The sequence below is a fragment of the Companilactobacillus tucceti DSM 20183 genome (assembly GCF_001434665.1).
In the GTDB taxonomy this organism is placed as follows: domain Bacteria; phylum Bacillota; class Bacilli; order Lactobacillales; family Lactobacillaceae; genus Companilactobacillus; species Companilactobacillus tucceti.
Window position 1 is genome coordinate 35610 of record NZ_AZDG01000013.1, and the last position, 15522, is coordinate 51131.

Genomic DNA, 15522 nt, shown 5'->3' on the forward strand with positions numbered 1-15522 from the left:
AAATGGTAAACAATTTAGCAAAATTACCAATCCAGACATTAGTAAAAGAACCAAAAATCGTTGAAAAATTTGAATCTGTTTTAGGTAACAAATCAGCTCAATTTGTTACATCGCTTATTAATGTTGTGAATAGTAATCAATCTTTGAAGAATGTTGATCAAATGAGCGTTGTTGCCTCCGCTATGGTGGCAGCCAGTTTAGATTTGCCAATTAATCAAGACTTAGGATACATGTGGTTAGTTCCATATGGCGGTAAGGCACAACCTCAGATGGGTTACAAAGGATATATCCAATTGGCACAGCGAACCGGACAGTACAAACATTTGAACGCCGTCGCAGTTTATGAAGACGAGTTTCAAAGTTACAACCCGTTAACCGAGCAATTGGATTATGAACCTCATTTTAAGGATCGTGATTCCTCTGAAAAACCCGTTGGATACGTTGGTTACTTTGAGTTAACTAGTGGCTTTGAAAAAACTGTGTATTGGACACGTAAACAAATTGATGACCACAGACAAAATTTTTCAAAAATGAGTGGAAAGTCAAAACCGAGTGGTGTTTGGGCAACTAATTTCGACGCAATGGCGCTCAAAACGGTTCTAAGAAACTTAATCAGTAAATGGGGACCAATGAGCGTGGAAATGCAAAAAGCATACGAAAGCGACGAGCAGGCAACAACAATCAGCACAAACGACATCAAAGATATTGAAGCACAAGAAAAAGAGCCCGCAACTGATGTTAGTCAGCTGATCAATGGAAATGCAACGGAGGTAAATGTCAATGACTCGACCACCAATTCAAAAGACTCTGAATAAAGAAACATATTATTCAATTGAATCAGATAGGTATTATCAATCGACAACTTTTTTCAAGAACTTTGAAAAATGTGAGACCGCAACCGTGGCACAGCTAAATGATATATACAAACCAGATATAAACCAAAAAGCTCTATTGGTTGGCAATTACTTGCATTCTTACTTTGAAAGTCATACGGCTCACGAGAATTTCATTAAACAACACGAAAGTGACATGTTCACAAAGCGGGGCACACTGTTAAAAGACTATCAGATTGCTGACTCAATGATTGCAACGCTTGCTGATGATCCAATGTTCAATAATCTTTATCAGGGTAAGAAAGAGGCAATCGTTAAAGGCCAAATTGAAGGCGTTAATTGGAAAGGCAAAATTGATTGTTTGAACCTAGACCGCAAAATATTTCTTGATTTAAAAACAACTAGGGAAATAGACCGTAAATATTGGAACGAAGAAAAACATATGTGGCAATCATTTATGGACGAATATAATTATCCGTTGCAAATGTATGTATACCAGCAATTAATTTATCAACAATATGGAGTCATGTGTACACCTTATATTATTGCAGTAAGTAAACAAGAAATACCCGCAAAGGCTGTTATCTCGATTCCTAAGAAGCGACTAGCAGAGGCCCAAGAAGAGATTGAAACACTTCAACCAAGATTTGAAAAAGTAAAGAGCGGATTTGAAGTACCAATACGTTGTGGTAAATGTGCTTATTGTCGAAAAACTGCAACACTAGGGGAAATTACAAGCATGGAAAACCTTATTAGTTAGGAGGGCGAGATGGCAAGACCAATTAAGAAAGGGCTTGATTACTTCCCATTAGATGTCAGTTTTCTTCAGGATATAAAAATTAGAAAAGTAATTCGAGCTTGTGGAAGTGCCGCACCAACGGTAATCATTTGTATTCTCGGATATGTTTATCAAGATGAGGGATATTTTTTATATTTTGATGATGATACGCGTTTTCTAATTGCTGAAGACATCGATACAACTGAAGAACTAGTTGATAAGGTAGTTCAAAAAGCATTAGAGATAAAATTTTTTGATCAACTACTATTTACCAAATACAAAATACTGACTTCGACTGGAATTCAAAACAGATATAAGCAAGCCAGTTACAAAAAAACAAACAATACGATTCGAAAAGATTTCGATTTATTAAACCCTAGTAAAAATGACAACGGGGTTTCCGGTGTCGATAACCCTGTTTCCGACACCGGAAACCCAGACGCTGTTGAATTATCGACGTCAGTAACCCCAGTTTCCGACGTCGGAAGTACACAAAGTAAAGTAAAGGAAAGTAAAGAAAAGGAAAGTAAAGAAAAGCAGAGTAAAGAAATAGAGTCACCTGCTGTTACTTTTCAAAAAACTCTTACAGTGTATCAACAAAACATTGGGGTACTAAATCCATTAGTGCAGCAAAACATAGAATATCGAATCAATGACTTCGTTAATCAAGGAACTAATGAAATTGAAGCCAATGAGATTGTTCGACTCGCAATTGAAAAGGCAGCCCTTAGCAATAAGCTGTCTTGGAATTATGCAGATGGGATTTTAAAGAACTGGTTGGATCACAGCTTGTTCACATTAAGCAATGTAAAGGCAGAACAAAAACCGAAGACCAAGAATGAACCATACTCTGTTGATGAATCGGACAAATTACCATACTAGGAGGGCGAAATGGAAAACTTAGGAACAATCATGAGTGAACTGTTGGCAGACCTCAAAAAAAAAGACATCAACGTTGATTGGGGTAACTTGAAGAATATCGACATGGACGAACGGCGAAAACAAGACGAGATTAACATAACCAAAAGATATAAGGCACAAGAAAAGTATCGAATGTTTAACAGTTCGCTTGTTAGTGATATTGATGATCTGAAAAGCGTTTTTGATGACTTTGATACAGATACACCGGAGCAAGAACAAGAACTCTTACAGGCTCGAAATATCGCAAATGAAATATATAAAGGCAATACATCGAACTACCTATTCACTGGTAAAGCCGGAAGAGGTAAAACCATGTTGGCAGTTAGCATTTTGAACGGATTAAAGTCGCTTGATACCGACATTACTTGTTTGTTTGTCAGCGCTGAAATGTTAATCAATTTAGAACGCCAAGCCGTTACAGATAAGTTCAACATTGAAAAACATGACGTTTACCGAATCGAAAAATGTATTCAAAAATGCGATGTGTTAGTGCTTGATGATTTAGGCAGTGAAACAAGTTTCGCATCGGGTAAGGATATACAACCTGCAACGAGATTTACACAAGAAGTATTATTTCGGATTGCTGATTACCGCAAAAACAAAGCGAATATCATTACCACCAATAACACTGGTGAAGAATTATTAAGAATGTACAACGGAAAGATCGCTAGTCGATTACTTACTAAAAAAAGAGAAAATGCCATCGTGTTTGATGGTCAAGATATGAGAGATATTTAAGGAGTGAACAACATGAATCTAAAAGAAATGAAAACAATTGAACTTAATAGATACCCCGAATTTGAAGAAAATACACCAGTGTACGCAATTAGAGAATTGCAGGCAGCAAGGAATAGGGCAATCACGATTGCCACATATTCAATGTTGCAGTATCAAACAATTAAACAATTACCAAAAGACACGATGAGTTATTACCGTGATGAATCGCTTGAACAAGATTTACAAGAATTGATGGAATTATCAAAATCAGTTAGTGAAACATTAAGTACAAAACTAGAAATAGCAAATAGAAAAATGGGGGCTTATTAGAATCAAAAAGATCAAATTAACGATTAACACCGAGCCAGTACCCGCAAGCCGTCCGAGGTTCACCAGAAATGGCAAAACCTACAATGAGGCTAAATATGCTAAGTACAAAAAAAGCATTGAAGAACTTTATCGAAAGAATTTTGACAACAAACAAATTTTCGATCGTGGCGAACCGTTAAAAGTGGAATTGCATTTTTACCGTGGAATACAAAAATCGATTTCCAAAAAGGAACATGGAAGAAGAGCAATGCAAATAGTTAAACCTGCACTTAAACCCGATATCGATAATTACACAAAGGCGGTTTTAGACGGTTTAAAAAAAGCATGGTTTGATGACGGGCAAATTGTTGAGATCCACGCAACAAAGGATTATGACGAACAACCAAGGGTGGAGGTAACAATTGAAAAAATTAACAGTTGATGAAAGCCAACGTTTTATTGAAGAAGTTTACGACAGTGCGTTTTTTCTACACACTGGGAAACCGATAACACTTGATGAATTAGCTTTGATTGTAAAAACAGCCAACCAAATACAAAAAGGACGTGATTCAGATGATTAATAGAGCAGTGATTACAGGACGTTTAACAAAAAGACCAGATCTTAAATACACACAAAGTGGTATCGCAGTTACACAATTCACGGTGGCGGTAAATCGTGCATTTAAAGATTCAAATGGAGAACGGCAAGCCGATTTTATTAATTGCGTTATGTGGCGCAAGGCAGCAGAGAATTTCACTAGATACGTTGATAAGGGTTCATTGGTCGGGATTGATGGACGGATTCAAACACGGACATATAAGAATAAGGAAGGTACAACCGTATATGTTACAGAAGTGGTTGCTGATCAATTCACGTTCCTAGAATCAAAAAAAGATAGCACTAGCGGTCAAAGTGGTTCTAATTGGGGTAATAGTGCAAACAACAGCCAAAACGGCGCACAAGGGCAAAATGACCCATTCCAAGCATCTGCACAAAGCGAAGTGAAAGATGATGATTTACCTTTTTAGGTGAACGACATGAAGAAAGATAAAGAAAGAAAAATCGAGTTGCCCCAAAAAATAACGGTTGTTGATGGACAAATATTTTTTGATGAAACAGACAACATCTTAAAAACAGATACAGGTATTCCAATTGTTGAAATTGAGAATGTAATGCAACCATTGACACCGCCACACAAAGGAAAACCGACCGCATGAAAAACATTCCCTTGGCAATTTACCAAATGAAATTGAATGAATACACAAATATTGAAATTGCCGATGCATTACGGATCAGCGATGAAGAATTATGCAAGCAAATGGAACGTATCAACAGAGATAAACAAGCCTTTGAAAGGAGAAACCAACTTGAACTTTAAAAGTATTTACAAAGAACATATGTCTAGGATTTTTGAAGATCAACAACACAGCATAGAAAAAACTATTGCATATGTAATCAAGCATGAGATGCAATTACCAAATGAATTAGCATTAGCAAGACGACACTTGACGGAAAGGGAAAAGAACGAATTATTAATTGATATTAGTTTGCCGTTCTAGTTAATTCATGAACAAAATTGTTGAATGGGTAATCGAATTAGAAGAAGAATTTGGAAATATGCGAAACGTGCCAGACACGCACCCAACATTGATGAAGATTAGGGCGGAAGATCGCATTGGAAATGAAATGAGTGAACGAGCAAAAAATTTCAGATGGGATTACATACAAAAAGAATTAGACAGTGGCACGCCAAAACGTACAATCATTGATTTGTATGAAATCAACAAAACTGAATTTGATAAGGCTATGCGATTTAAATTGATCAATGATATTGCTTGGAAACGTGTACGGCGGGCAAAGACCTATCAAAAATCAGTCGATAAAAAGCGGAGATTGAAACAAGAAAAAATTGAACAATTAAGAAGGGAACGAATCAATGGAAAATAGTGCAGTTGAATCAATGCAAATTGCCCGTGAAGTTATATCAAAGAATCTTTTGAAGACTAGCGGTGAATATAAAAGAGGTATGGAAGCTTGTGATGAGGCTATTGCGGAATTGCAACTAGAAACATGTGAGTATTGTGACCCAATGAACTCAAAGCCTTTTGGTATTGTTTCTGATGATTCATCTGACATTAATTACACTTCAGTGGTTATAGATGAAAATATAATCACTGATCGGGTTGAAAATGAGTGCATGAATTGGGAACGCTTTACAACTCCTATTAATTACTGTCCTATGTGTGGCAGAAAGTTGGAGGTGGAAGAATGATTAAACCGCAAGAATACAGATTAAAACTAACTGATGAAGATATAGATGACTTGTATTGGCTAGACAAATCAGACCCGTATTTTCATGACGGATATATTTACGGCTACTTACTGCCATATACAACGGGTTATGCATTAGTTGGTAGACCGATTGAATTATCCGAGGACTGTATACGTCCAGAATTTTGGTTGCATATCCTGACACTAGATGGATTGGAGGAAGTAGAAGAATAAAAAAAGTGAACGCAATCAATTGCTAATTTTAGAAATGAAACAAGCAATTGAAATTTTAGAAGGTAAAGATCACGGCGCTAACTTGCATAATTTACTCTTGTCAATTCGCAAAAATTCTATTCAAGTTGATAAGAATACCAATCAAGGATATTGGAATAGATGGGGAAAGGGTGAAGAAGAATGAAAAATAAATTAAACATAGACTATACGAAAAACGAATTAAACGAATTAAAACAAATAAGTAAGGAGGGCGCCCGCAAAGCATCACCAATGCATGTGATTAGTGCAATTGTTCAACAAAAATATTATTATCTTAACCTCATGTCTGAAAACTTAGATCGTGATGAAGAATATGCGTTCATTTCGGATATCAACAATGTGGTGATGGGAACTGCTAAACTTCCTGAGAAAAAATACTATATATATAATGACATAACTCACCAGTATCTAGGTAAATATGAACCGTCTGATAATATGACCGTGGTATATGGTTGGTTTGCACCATTTAACAAATCGGCATTATTTTTAACCATGGAAGAGATCAAAAAAATTGATGGGCGCTTGATCCCATATGCTGTGGAGGTAAAAAGATGAGAACTATTACAGGGTGGACCGAAGAAGAGATTGAAGAACTTGAATGGCAAAAAAATCAAAAAAATGATTTTGATGATGTTTTAGATGTTTTATATGATCAAGAGAACCAAACGTATTTGAAAGATAAATATATGAAATCACAGATACCAGAACAGATGATTTTTGATATGGTTGATTACTGGAGAGGTGACGGTGTTTTTTTTAATCCACGGTACCTCTGGAAATTAAAACCAACTCTCACTCAAGAAACAGGGAAAGATATATATTTATTTAAGGACGGTATTGATGGTGTTCCCGTTCTTGGAACAAATTGCAATGATGTTTCCATTCCGAAAGAGAATAAATTTTTAACTTTAAAACAAGTTAGAAATCTACTCAAAGACACTTACTTCTGCCTTGATATGTTTGAAGGGAAAGAGGTTGGATAGGTAACATATGGAAAAGTTAAGGAAAGCAACATTAAAATATTTAGAGCAACAGTTAGAGGATTACCAAACTATTGATGATGAAATAGCTCGAATGAGAATTAGAGTTACAGCTATTGATCCAAAATTTGTGCCATTTATGGAAGAGGTAGAAGACGATAAATTGGAGGGTAATAATGAAATATAAATTAAAATTAGATTACACGGCAGACGAATTAAAGGAATTAAAAGAACTTAGCAAAGTTTGTGCTAGTCCAATGACCGCAGTATGGCTAGTGGTAGACTCGGAAAATGACGATGATATGTTCATAAAATTGCAGGCAAAATATAATGCAATTGAGCATGAAGACGAATTTAATTTCATGGCAGATATTAATAATGTGGTAATGGGAACTGCTATTTTTCCAGAGAAAGAGTATGTTGTTCATGATAAAGTTACAGACCAGTATATCTATTACAGTATAAAAAGGATTGGTTTATTCTGGGGGCAATCTGGAGCAAAGATACCTTATAAAAATACCAAAAAGTGGTGGTTATCGATTAACCCAGCATACGAACCAATGCTAGTGGAGGCAGACAATGAAGAATATTGATAAAAAAAAGACCAATTCAATTAAGAATTGGCAGAATATAGTGATTGTAAATAATGATTCAGAGCCAATTGCCATAATTTCAGACAATCAGATAATATTGAAAAATGGCTATAAATATGAGATTGATGTTGGATTAGACAATTAGCTCAGCATATGGACTAATGCTAGAAAAAAAGTAGAAGACTAATGAATGGAAGCAAAATAGATTAAGTGAAATTCGAGCGTTAATAATGGGAAGGGTGAGCATCATTAGATCAGACATAAAGATTAGGACTGATATTCGTATTAGAGTAGAGGCAATCTTAAGAGATTATCCAGACTTAGAAGCTTATATTAAGAACCGCAAACGGGAGTTAATGATTCCACATCGTGAGGAAGATGGAAATGTAGGTGGTGGTAAGTCATCTAAGATTTCTAAGCCACAAGAACAAATGATGATTACGATTGACGCTGATCGTCGTCTTAAAAGTCTTGAACGTGAAAAATCAGCAATCGAAAAATGTTTTTTTGAGTCAGATACTGATACACAAATAATTATTAAAGAGTTGTATTTCAAGAAATATCGTGAGTATACAGTTGAAGGATTGGCATTCAATCATATTGTTAATTGCTCAGTTAGAACCGTTAAACGTTTAAAGAGTGATTTTCTATTGAAACTTGCTCATGAACTAGATATTTATGAACCTTAGAAATTTGGCACGATCTTGGCACTTTTTAGGGTTTTAAAAGTGGTAAATTAGTAGTATAGCCAAAGGCTAAAGGATAGCTAATACTGGCTAAATAAAATATATTAATTTAACACAAAGACAGCCTGTCTCTAACTGCAGAACGATCTTTAAAAAAACGACAACGTGAGTAAACACGTTAAAATCTAGCTCAACGCTATTAATGCCTGCTTATGATAACGGCATGGCATTGTGGGGATACTGGCGTACGACAGTGGTTCGATTCCACTGATCCTCATTGGATATACATACCGGGAGTATATCCATCCCTTATTCATAGAATCCTCCTCGGTGGGATGTATCCAGTGGTGTGGATATACTATACGCTAGCAAGTATGCAGGTTCGATTCCTGCCATCCCAGTATTAACTAAGTCACTCTAAACAGGGTGGCTTTTTATTTACCCTATGATATTAATACCCAAATTACTTGATTAATTTATTGCTTTACTACATAATAATGTTGTAAATAAAAAGTCAACACCTAGTGGAATAGGTATTGGCTGGTAGCCCGTTAAAGACGGTGACTTAGGTATAACTAAAAATAACTGTTTAACCTGTCAAAGTTAAGAGACGGTTATTTTTTTTGATTAAATTTTAGTATGATAACTGTTAATGTTGAAAATGAAATCATCAACATTAAAGCTTGATACACGCTCATATTAACCTTTCTCAAGGTAACACTCACTATTAATCATAGAGCATTACCTTAACCGGTAGTGCTTTTTATTTTGCATCGCTAATTATAGCGGTGCTTTTTTATTGGAGGAAAACAAATGAACAATAACAATAAAACTAAATCAACAGGCTTAGGTTTTCTAGAACTACTCACTCTCATCTTTGTGGTTGCTAAGCTGCTATCATTCATCACGTGGTCATGGTGGTTAGTCTTCTTACCAATCATACTTAAAGTAGTGTTAAGTCTTATTGTTGGTGTCATCGATGGTATTGCCAATGTTGGTGAGTAGATGTAAACATCTTGGTTGCCATACATTAGTACCACGTGAACAAGTATTCTGTGATGCCCATAAGAGCGATATACAACTCTATGAGCAACGTAAGGAAGAACAACGTAAACATATCAAGAGACATACCAAGTCTTATAACAAGCAAGTACGTAGTCAATCAGAAGAACGAAGACAACGTGAGTCGTTCTATCATTCAAAGCAATGGAAGAAGATACGTGAGTATGTATTAACGAGGGACAATTACTTATGCCAGTATTGCCTAAGGTTCGGCATCATTAGACCCAGCAAGACGGTAGATCACATTGTGCCAGGTCAAGTTGCTCCAGATTTGATAACTGATGTAGATAATCTGTCAACGATTTGTTATTCATGCCATAGACGAAAGACGGAATGGGAACAAGGATTTTATAAGACTGGTTATAGAAATGATAACCAAAAAGTTAAGACAGATATTTTATTAAAAAATATTTATGATTTGCCTAATTTTTCAAAATAGCCCCCGCCTACTGTCGCATGGGAGACAGCTCGCACAGTGGGCATGAGCTAAAAAAATAACCCCAAAATCAAAAGTTTTTACCTAGGAGGTGATGATATGAAGCAACCAAATGCAGGGCGGAAGCGCAATTTAGCAGTAGTAGATCCAAAGCATCCAGAGCAGAACAAGAATAAAGAGGCCCTAATAGAGGAAAATAAGAAATTAAATGAGCTTGATGAAAAACCACCTGCACACTTGCCGAAATATGCAAAACAATTATGGAAAGAGTTGGCTCCTGAATTAAATAAGGTAGGTATGGTTACATCCTTAGACAGTACTAACTTTGAATTGTTTTGTATGCAATATCAAGAACATCGTGATGCAGTTAATGCTATAAAGAAATATGGAAGTGTATATGAGGATTCAAATGGGAATTTGAAAAAGAATCCAGCCGTTAACGTTGCTGATACAGCTACAAAAAATTTAAGATCACTAGGCATGATTTTAGGTATCGATTATAATTCACGTTCACAGAACGCTAATACGGAATCGGATAACAATATAGATATTAATGAAGCGATGAAGACGTTTGGTGGTTAATGTTATGGACTTAACAAAATTAAGACAGAGCGACAAAGAAAAACAATTATTGAAGCAGTACTCCAATGAGGACTTCACAGATATACAGAAGAAATATCAAGATGAAGGAACAAAATACTGTTTCGAAGTTTTAAACGGTAAGAGGACTACTGGTTATAATATTAAATTAGCTTGTTACAGACATTTAAGGGATCTCAAACGTGTTGAAAATAATGCGAATAATTTCCCTTTTTATTATGATTTAACAAAGTGTAAGCAGGTAATGAACTTTGCAAAAATTTGTCCCAATGTCGATACAGGTAAGCCTGTCGCATTAATGGCTTGGCAGAATTTTATCTTATGTCAAATATTTGGTTGGAGAGATAGTAATAAGAACAAGCGATACAGTTCAGTCATAGTGTCTGTTGCTAGAGCACAAGGAAAAACCTATCTTTGTGCGATAATTGCTTGTTATGCATATTTAATCGAGGCCAGCGGAAAGAATAACCAAGACCTAATGGTTACAAGTAACATTACCGAGCAAGCCAAAAAAATCTACGGTTATATTTCAACCATGATGAATCAATTGACCACTACTAATCCAGTATTTAAAGAATATAAGAAGAAAACTGACATGGACGTACAGTTTAATCGGGTTATTCAAAGAAATACGAATAATCGATTATTACAATTGTCTGCTGAGTCAGGCAAGTTTGATAGTTATCACTTCTTATCAGCTATATTCGATGAGGCTGGCGAAACTAATCATAGCGTGGTAACCGACAAAATTACTTCTGGTCAAATTAACACACCTAATTCTCAATTTATTCAAATTTCTACTGCTTACCCCGACTCGACTGTTCCCTTCAAACAAGAAGAAGACGTTGTTATTCGTGCTATGGAACAGGATGATAAGCGAGAAGGCGACCATCAATTGGCCCTTATTTGGTCTCAGGATAGTGAAGATGAAATCAATAAACCTGAAACCTGGGTAAAGAGTAATCCATTGCTGGATTTACCAGATAAACATGATGGGCTTATTTCTGGTTTGCAGCGAGAATTAGACATTAAACGTATCAACTCGCAAGAATTTAGTTTTGCAAACAAAAATTTAAATATTTGGCTGGATCATAAGGTTAATTCATACATTGATAATGAAGATTGGGATTCAACTACTATTGATGATTTTGATATTAATGGTAGAGATGTATATATTGGATTTGATGCCAGTTTAACTTCAGATAACACAGCTCTTGCCTTTATATATCCATATCGGTCGAATGGACAAAACCTATTTCACATTGAACAACATTCCTTTGTTCCTTGGAAATTACTTGGTTCCATTGAGGCTAAAGAAAAATCTGATGGCATTGAATATCGAAAGTTTGCAGATTTAGGGTTCGCTACAATCACTAATAATGAGCGTGGACTAATTAATCTTGATCAAGTATACAATTGGTTACTTAATTACGTTCAAGAGAGGGATTTAAATGTTAAGTTCTTTGGTTATGATGCATTGAGAACTAATAATTTTATTCAAACACTAAATGATGAGACTGATTGGCCGATTGAACCTTTGAGACAAACTAGTTATAACCTTTCTGAATCTATCAAATATATTCAAGATAGTTTTTTCCACAGAAATGTGACACATTTAGATGATGAGATCATGAAAAAGGCCCTTCTGAATGCGGAAGTTGGTGAAAATAAGGCTGGTATGGAGATTGGTAAATCAAAACAATCAATGAAAATTGATGTGGTTGATGCTTTGATCGACGCAATGTATCAGGCAATGTATTACTTTAATGATATGCGTGACCGTGATGATCCACTTAGCAAATATAGTGACCAAGCAATCCAGGATTATTTGGAATCGGATGATTTTGGTTTTTAGGAGAACAACATGAAGAAAATATTAAATAATTTGAAGCATTGGTTTCTATCAAACATAGACACCGTGCTTTTTTTATTGGCTTTAGTGATTATCGATGTAAATTCTTATCATTTTGGAAGTCTAATTGGTAATTATGTTGTGGCTGGTAGCTTGTTCGTAGTCACTTACATATTAAATAAACCCCAAAAATGATTTTAATAACGGTAGAAAGGAAGTGAGCACATGTTATTCAGATCATTAAGACCCACAAGTAAGCCTTACCAGATGTTGGGGAGTGGAGATTATGAATTAGGTTATTCATTGAGAAATGGTCAGCTAGTATTTAACTCTGGTTATGTGTCAGCTACTAAAGCATTGAAATACTCAGATGTATTTGCGGTTGTAAATAAGCTTTCTGAAGATATGGCGAGTGTACATTTTCAAACGGATAATAGCTTTACTAAAAAAGTATTAACTAATCCCAGTCATTTAACTAATAGCTTTGCTTTTTGGCGATCAATGTATGCACAAATGCTTCTAACAGGAAATTCTTATGCCTACATTTGGGGTGATAAATCTAACAGAAGTGACCATCTAGAGTATCTGAAACCATCTCAAGTTAATATTTACAAGTCGGGTGATGGTGAGAACTTAACTTATGATTTAACATTTCCTGATACTCAAGAACCAGATATGAATAATGTTCCCAGTTCACAGATCATTCATTTGAAGACCATGAGTATTGACGGGGGATTAGTTGGAATCTCCCCCTTGAGTGCTTTATCTAAGGAACTTCAATTACAAGATGCTAATAAGGGACTAGCTTTAGACGCGATGAAAAATGGTCTTAATATATCGGGTATTTTGAAACTAAACCGTGGAGATTTAAGCAACCCTAAAATTAGAAATAGTGTAAGGAATAAATTTGAAGAGACATCTAAAAACGGACATACAATCGTTTTAGATGCTTTGGAAGATTACCAATCTTTAGAAATTAATAAGGATATATCTAAGCTTCTTTCTTCTACAGATTGGACTGGTGATCAGATTGCCAAAGTATATGGAGTTCCCCAAGATTATTTAGGTACAGAAAGTGAACATTCAAATATTGAACAAGTTGCTATTCAGTACTCACAAACTATCGGTAGATATATAAGGGGTGTTCAATCTGAGCTCAGTTTAAAACTTAACGGAAATATTGATTACGATATTAACCAAGTATCTGACATTGATGGCCAACAAGTGGAAAATAGAGTATCCAATCTTGTAAAGAACGGTGTTATAAGTTCGGAACTCGCTCAAAATATTTTACTTAAGAGCAATTCAGATTTATTGACGGTAGAGGCAATGAATGAAACTGATAATCCTTTACCACCCGTTGTGACAAAGACAACGGTAACGGAGAAGGGTGGTGATGATAGTGAACAAAATCAAGGAAATTAGAGTAGCCAATAATAGTGATTTTAAGCTTGAAAAGCGTGCCGAGAGTAATGGTAATAATTTATCAGGTTATGCAATTATATTTGACCAACCAAGTGAAGACTTAGGCGGATTTATTGAATATGTTGATAGGTCAGCATTAGATGGTGTTGATTTAAGTAAGGTTCAATTACTTTATAACCACAATTGGGACAACATTTTAGCAAGAACGGATAGCAGCACTTTATCACTTCAAGTAGATGATAGAGGGCTGTTTTTTAATGCCCAAATTCCTGATACGACGCTTGGTAATGATGTTTCAGAAAATGTTAGAAACGGTAATTTAAAAGGTTGCTCATTTGGATTCACCATTAGAAATGACAGCTGGCAAAATACTACTTCTGACACCGCTATTAGACACATTACTGAGATTGATGATCTATTTGAATTGTCTATTACACCAATGCCTGCCTATCAAGAAACTACTGTATCAAAACGTTCTTTAGATAAATTTAAGCAACAAGAAATTAAATCATTGGGTTCTGAATTAGAACTCATCAAATTAAGGAGTAAATTATATGGATATTAAAGAAATTCAAACAAAAATTGATGAAGCAGAAAAATTCATCAGAAGCGATGCACCACAAGAAGAAAAAGATAAAAAAATGGAAGAGATCAGAAGCCTTACTAAAGATTTTGAAAATTCCAAAGAAATCGAACGTGCTAAGAGCATGATTACTAAGAATAACGATGATGATAAGAAAGATTCAGAGGATGAAGATAAATCATCTGATGAAGGTGATAAAAAGAAAGAGGATAAAAGATCAATGCCAGAAAAGACATTTCAAAATAAAGAAGTAAGAAACAAGATCACTGTTAAGCCACAAGAAGAAGTACGTTCAGCACTAAACGCCTATGTTCATTCACGTGGTGAAAAACGTGATGGTGTCAAGGAAGTCGGTAATGAAGTTATTGTTCCAAAGGATATTGTTTATGATCCTAAACAACCAGTGCAAACTCAATATGATTTGAGACAATTTGTACAAAATACCTCAGTAACAACTGCTTCTGGAACATATCCAGTACAGGATAAAGTTGATGCCGTATTCCATACTGTTGAAGAATTGGAACAAAATCCAACACTAGCCAATCCAACTTTCAAGTCAATCGATTATAAGGTAGCTACATATCGTGGACAATTGCCAATCTCTCAAGAAATGATTGATGATACAGACTTTGATGTTGCTGGTCTTATTGGTCAATATATCCAAAAACAAATCTTGAATACTACTAATCAAGCAATTGCTGAAAAGATGAAGACAGCTACACCTGTTTCACTTTCATCAAAAGATGACATTACAGACTCAATTAAAGAAATTCTCAATGTAAAGCTCGACCCAGCTTATATGCCTAAGATTGTCGCTACTTCAAGCTTTATTCAAGCCGTTGATACATTAAAAGACAAGCAAGGTCATTACTTACTACAAGATAATATTGCTCAAGGAACAGGCAAAATGTTATTAGGATTAGACCTAGTTCGTATTCCTGATACATTGCTTGGAAAATCTGGTGATGCCATTGCTTGGATTGGTGACCCACGTGCAATTACATTCTTTGACAGAAATCAAAATACTATTCGTTGGCAAGATAATCCAACATACGGCCAAATTCTTGCCGGTAATATTCGTTTTGATACGGAAGTTACTGATTCAGAAGGTGCTTTCTTATTAACTTTGGCTGGAACAACAACTCCAACACCCAGTAAAGCCTAGTGAGATTTCTTTAACATCAAATGATAAAGAAACAACT

General features: G+C 35.4%; 29 protein-coding genes and 1 tRNA gene. 29 read left to right on the forward strand and 1 reads right to left on the reverse strand.

Features of this window, described 5'->3' with window-relative positions:
• Positions 1-2: 2 nt before the first annotated feature.
• The 22 genes from FC72_RS06690 (at position 3) to FC72_RS10820 (ending at position 8763) form a co-directional block, all read left to right on the forward strand.
• Positions 3-815: a recombinase RecT gene (locus FC72_RS06690; protein WP_057766059.1), complete on the forward strand. Its 813-nt coding sequence runs from the start codon at positions 3-5 to the stop codon at positions 813-815.
• Complete coding sequence (locus FC72_RS06695; protein ID WP_083480778.1) at positions 781-1593, forward strand: PD-(D/E)XK nuclease-like domain-containing protein; 813 nt, start codon at positions 781-783, stop codon at positions 1591-1593. Before FC72_RS06690 ends, FC72_RS06695 begins: the two co-directional genes overlap by 35 nt.
• Before the next feature lie 9 nt (positions 1594-1602).
• Positions 1603-2493, forward strand: a complete 891-nt coding sequence (locus FC72_RS06700) for a Lin1244/Lin1753 domain-containing protein (protein WP_057766060.1) — start codon at positions 1603-1605, stop codon at positions 2491-2493.
• Positions 2494-2502: 9 nt separating this feature from the next.
• Entirely contained in the window at positions 2503-3270 is a 768-nt protein-coding gene (locus tag FC72_RS06705; RefSeq protein ID WP_057766062.1) for an ATP-binding protein, read from the forward strand.
• 12 nt (positions 3271-3282) lie between these two features.
• Entirely contained in the window at positions 3283-3579 is a 297-nt protein-coding gene (locus FC72_RS06710) for a hypothetical protein (RefSeq protein ID WP_057766064.1), read from the forward strand.
• Positions 3580-3601: 22 nt separating this feature from the next.
• Positions 3602-4000: a RusA family crossover junction endodeoxyribonuclease gene (locus FC72_RS10670; protein ID WP_235805159.1), complete on the forward strand. Its 399-nt coding sequence runs from the start codon at positions 3602-3604 to the stop codon at positions 3998-4000.
• Complete coding sequence (locus FC72_RS10795; protein WP_157051128.1) at positions 3981-4139, forward strand: hypothetical protein; 159 nt, start codon at positions 3981-3983, stop codon at positions 4137-4139. The genes FC72_RS10670 and FC72_RS10795 overlap by 20 nt, the downstream gene beginning before the upstream one ends.
• Positions 4132-4587 carry a single-stranded DNA-binding protein gene (gene ssb, locus FC72_RS06715; protein ID WP_057766066.1) on the forward strand — a complete coding sequence of 152 codons (456 nt, stop codon included), beginning with the start codon at positions 4132-4134 and terminating at the stop codon, positions 4585-4587. Before FC72_RS10795 ends, ssb begins: the two co-directional genes overlap by 8 nt.
• A gap of 9 nt (positions 4588-4596) precedes the next feature.
• Positions 4597-4776: a hypothetical protein gene (locus tag FC72_RS06720; protein WP_057766067.1), complete on the forward strand. Its 180-nt coding sequence runs from the start codon at positions 4597-4599 to the stop codon at positions 4774-4776.
• Positions 4773-4937, forward strand: a complete 165-nt coding sequence (locus tag FC72_RS10800) for a hypothetical protein (RefSeq protein WP_157051129.1) — start codon at positions 4773-4775, stop codon at positions 4935-4937. The genes FC72_RS06720 and FC72_RS10800 overlap by 4 nt, the downstream gene beginning before the upstream one ends.
• Positions 4927-5118, forward strand: a complete 192-nt coding sequence (locus FC72_RS06725; protein WP_057766069.1) for a hypothetical protein — start codon at positions 4927-4929, stop codon at positions 5116-5118. The genes FC72_RS10800 and FC72_RS06725 overlap by 11 nt, the downstream gene beginning before the upstream one ends.
• A 58-nt stretch (positions 5119-5176) precedes the next feature.
• Positions 5177-5506 carry a hypothetical protein gene (locus FC72_RS06730; protein ID WP_162253527.1) on the forward strand — a complete coding sequence of 110 codons (330 nt, stop codon included), beginning with the start codon at positions 5177-5179 and terminating at the stop codon, positions 5504-5506.
• Positions 5496-5831 (forward strand): hypothetical protein, encoded by a 336-nt coding sequence (locus FC72_RS06735; protein WP_057766073.1) that lies wholly within the window; start codon positions 5496-5498, stop codon positions 5829-5831. The genes FC72_RS06730 and FC72_RS06735 overlap by 11 nt, the downstream gene beginning before the upstream one ends.
• Positions 5828-6064 (forward strand): hypothetical protein, encoded by a 237-nt coding sequence (locus FC72_RS06740; RefSeq protein ID WP_057766075.1) that lies wholly within the window; start codon positions 5828-5830, stop codon positions 6062-6064. Before FC72_RS06735 ends, FC72_RS06740 begins: the two co-directional genes overlap by 4 nt.
• Positions 6065-6083: 19 nt before the next feature.
• A complete protein-coding gene (locus FC72_RS10805) occupies positions 6084-6248 on the forward strand; it encodes a hypothetical protein (RefSeq protein WP_157051130.1) in 165 nt (54 codons plus the stop codon).
• Entirely contained in the window at positions 6245-6658 is a 414-nt protein-coding gene (locus tag FC72_RS06745; protein WP_057766077.1) for a hypothetical protein, read from the forward strand. Before FC72_RS10805 ends, FC72_RS06745 begins: the two co-directional genes overlap by 4 nt.
• The gene (locus tag FC72_RS06750) at positions 6655-7086 is read left to right on the forward strand and encodes a hypothetical protein (protein WP_057766079.1); all 432 of its coding nucleotides are present in this window, start codon (positions 6655-6657) and stop codon (positions 7084-7086) included. Before FC72_RS06745 ends, FC72_RS06750 begins: the two co-directional genes overlap by 4 nt.
• A gap of 7 nt (positions 7087-7093) precedes the next feature.
• Positions 7094-7270, forward strand: a complete 177-nt coding sequence (locus FC72_RS10810) for a hypothetical protein (protein WP_157051131.1) — start codon at positions 7094-7096, stop codon at positions 7268-7270.
• Positions 7260-7676, forward strand: a complete 417-nt coding sequence (locus FC72_RS06755; protein WP_057766081.1) for a hypothetical protein — start codon at positions 7260-7262, stop codon at positions 7674-7676. Before FC72_RS10810 ends, FC72_RS06755 begins: the two co-directional genes overlap by 11 nt.
• Positions 7663-7821: a hypothetical protein gene (locus FC72_RS10815; RefSeq protein ID WP_157051132.1), complete on the forward strand. Its 159-nt coding sequence runs from the start codon at positions 7663-7665 to the stop codon at positions 7819-7821. The genes FC72_RS06755 and FC72_RS10815 overlap by 14 nt, the downstream gene beginning before the upstream one ends.
• A gap of 85 nt (positions 7822-7906) precedes the next feature.
• Positions 7907-8365, forward strand: coding sequence for a hypothetical protein (locus FC72_RS06760; RefSeq protein ID WP_057766083.1), 459 nt, complete (start codon positions 7907-7909; stop codon positions 8363-8365).
• A 328-nt stretch (positions 8366-8693) separates the two neighbouring features.
• Positions 8694-8763 (forward strand) — tRNA-OTHER (locus FC72_RS10820).
• A 213-nt stretch (positions 8764-8976) separates the two neighbouring features.
• On the opposite strand, the gene FC72_RS11160 is transcribed toward FC72_RS10820, so the two are convergent.
• Complete coding sequence (locus tag FC72_RS11160) at positions 8977-9060, reverse strand: putative holin-like toxin (protein WP_225418291.1); 84 nt, start codon at positions 9058-9060, stop codon at positions 8977-8979.
• 115 nt (positions 9061-9175) lie between these two features.
• Between FC72_RS11160 and FC72_RS06765 the strand changes: the two genes are divergently transcribed.
• From FC72_RS06765 to FC72_RS06800, 7 genes are all read left to right on the forward strand, one after another.
• A complete protein-coding gene (locus FC72_RS06765; RefSeq protein WP_057766085.1) occupies positions 9176-9367 on the forward strand; it encodes a hypothetical protein in 192 nt (63 codons plus the stop codon).
• A complete protein-coding gene (locus FC72_RS10675; RefSeq protein WP_083480780.1) occupies positions 9342-9863 on the forward strand; it encodes an HNH endonuclease in 522 nt (173 codons plus the stop codon). Before FC72_RS06765 ends, FC72_RS10675 begins: the two co-directional genes overlap by 26 nt.
• A gap of 96 nt (positions 9864-9959) precedes the next feature.
• Positions 9960-10442 carry a phage terminase small subunit P27 family gene (locus FC72_RS06775; protein WP_057766089.1) on the forward strand — a complete coding sequence of 161 codons (483 nt, stop codon included), beginning with the start codon at positions 9960-9962 and terminating at the stop codon, positions 10440-10442.
• 4 nt (positions 10443-10446) lie between these two features.
• Positions 10447-12315, forward strand: a complete 1869-nt coding sequence (locus FC72_RS06780; RefSeq protein WP_057766091.1) for a terminase large subunit — start codon at positions 10447-10449, stop codon at positions 12313-12315.
• Between the two features lie 222 nt (positions 12316-12537).
• The gene (locus tag FC72_RS06790; RefSeq protein ID WP_048702631.1) at positions 12538-13737 is read left to right on the forward strand and encodes a phage portal protein; all 1200 of its coding nucleotides are present in this window, start codon (positions 12538-12540) and stop codon (positions 13735-13737) included.
• Positions 13715-14302 (forward strand): HK97 family phage prohead protease, encoded by a 588-nt coding sequence (locus tag FC72_RS06795; protein WP_232298608.1) that lies wholly within the window; start codon positions 13715-13717, stop codon positions 14300-14302. Before FC72_RS06790 ends, FC72_RS06795 begins: the two co-directional genes overlap by 23 nt.
• Positions 14292-15485, forward strand: coding sequence for a phage major capsid protein (locus FC72_RS06800; protein ID WP_057766093.1), 1194 nt, complete (start codon positions 14292-14294; stop codon positions 15483-15485). The genes FC72_RS06795 and FC72_RS06800 overlap by 11 nt, the downstream gene beginning before the upstream one ends.
• The last annotated feature ends 37 nt before the right edge of the window (positions 15486-15522 follow it).

What these genes read in the sequence shown, in the direction of transcription:
- FC72_RS06690 (WP_057766059.1), top strand. Translation starts at nt 3, where the DNA reads ATGGTAAACAATTTAGCAAAATTACCAATCCAGACATTAGTAAAAGAA.
- FC72_RS06695 (WP_083480778.1), top strand. Translation starts at nt 781, where the DNA reads ATGACTCGACCACCAATTCAAAAGACTCTGAATAAAGAAACATATTAT.
- FC72_RS06700 (WP_057766060.1), top strand. Translation starts at nt 1,603, where the DNA reads ATGGCAAGACCAATTAAGAAAGGGCTTGATTACTTCCCATTAGATGTC.
- FC72_RS06705 (WP_057766062.1), top strand. Translation starts at nt 2,503, where the DNA reads ATGGAAAACTTAGGAACAATCATGAGTGAACTGTTGGCAGACCTCAAA.
- FC72_RS06710 (WP_057766064.1), top strand. Translation starts at nt 3,283, where the DNA reads ATGAATCTAAAAGAAATGAAAACAATTGAACTTAATAGATACCCCGAA.
- ssb (WP_057766066.1), top strand. Translation starts at nt 4,132, where the DNA reads ATGATTAATAGAGCAGTGATTACAGGACGTTTAACAAAAAGACCAGAT.
- FC72_RS06720 (WP_057766067.1), top strand. Translation starts at nt 4,597, where the DNA reads ATGAAGAAAGATAAAGAAAGAAAAATCGAGTTGCCCCAAAAAATAACG.
- FC72_RS10800 (WP_157051129.1), top strand. Translation starts at nt 4,773, where the DNA reads ATGAAAAACATTCCCTTGGCAATTTACCAAATGAAATTGAATGAATAC.
- FC72_RS06730 (WP_162253527.1), top strand. Translation starts at nt 5,177, where the DNA reads ATGCGAAACGTGCCAGACACGCACCCAACATTGATGAAGATTAGGGCG.
- FC72_RS06735 (WP_057766073.1), top strand. Translation starts at nt 5,496, where the DNA reads ATGGAAAATAGTGCAGTTGAATCAATGCAAATTGCCCGTGAAGTTATA.
- FC72_RS06740 (WP_057766075.1), top strand. Translation starts at nt 5,828, where the DNA reads ATGATTAAACCGCAAGAATACAGATTAAAACTAACTGATGAAGATATA.
- FC72_RS06745 (WP_057766077.1), top strand. Translation starts at nt 6,245, where the DNA reads ATGAAAAATAAATTAAACATAGACTATACGAAAAACGAATTAAACGAA.
- FC72_RS06750 (WP_057766079.1), top strand. Translation starts at nt 6,655, where the DNA reads ATGAGAACTATTACAGGGTGGACCGAAGAAGAGATTGAAGAACTTGAA.
- FC72_RS10810 (WP_157051131.1), top strand. Translation starts at nt 7,094, where the DNA reads ATGGAAAAGTTAAGGAAAGCAACATTAAAATATTTAGAGCAACAGTTA.
- FC72_RS06755 (WP_057766081.1), top strand. Translation starts at nt 7,260, where the DNA reads ATGAAATATAAATTAAAATTAGATTACACGGCAGACGAATTAAAGGAA.
- FC72_RS10815 (WP_157051132.1), top strand. Translation starts at nt 7,663, where the DNA reads ATGAAGAATATTGATAAAAAAAAGACCAATTCAATTAAGAATTGGCAG.
- FC72_RS06760 (WP_057766083.1), top strand. Translation starts at nt 7,907, where the DNA reads ATGGGAAGGGTGAGCATCATTAGATCAGACATAAAGATTAGGACTGAT.
- FC72_RS11160 (WP_225418291.1), bottom strand. Translation starts at nt 9,060, where the DNA reads ATGAGCGTGTATCAAGCTTTAATGTTGATGATTTCATTTTCAACATTA.
- FC72_RS06765 (WP_057766085.1), top strand. Translation starts at nt 9,176, where the DNA reads ATGAACAATAACAATAAAACTAAATCAACAGGCTTAGGTTTTCTAGAA.
- FC72_RS10675 (WP_083480780.1), top strand. Translation starts at nt 9,342, where the DNA reads ATGGTATTGCCAATGTTGGTGAGTAGATGTAAACATCTTGGTTGCCAT.
- FC72_RS06775 (WP_057766089.1), top strand. Translation starts at nt 9,960, where the DNA reads ATGAAGCAACCAAATGCAGGGCGGAAGCGCAATTTAGCAGTAGTAGAT.
- FC72_RS06780 (WP_057766091.1), top strand. Translation starts at nt 10,447, where the DNA reads ATGGACTTAACAAAATTAAGACAGAGCGACAAAGAAAAACAATTATTG.
- FC72_RS06790 (WP_048702631.1), top strand. Translation starts at nt 12,538, where the DNA reads ATGTTATTCAGATCATTAAGACCCACAAGTAAGCCTTACCAGATGTTG.
- FC72_RS06800 (WP_057766093.1), top strand. Translation starts at nt 14,292, where the DNA reads ATGGATATTAAAGAAATTCAAACAAAAATTGATGAAGCAGAAAAATTC.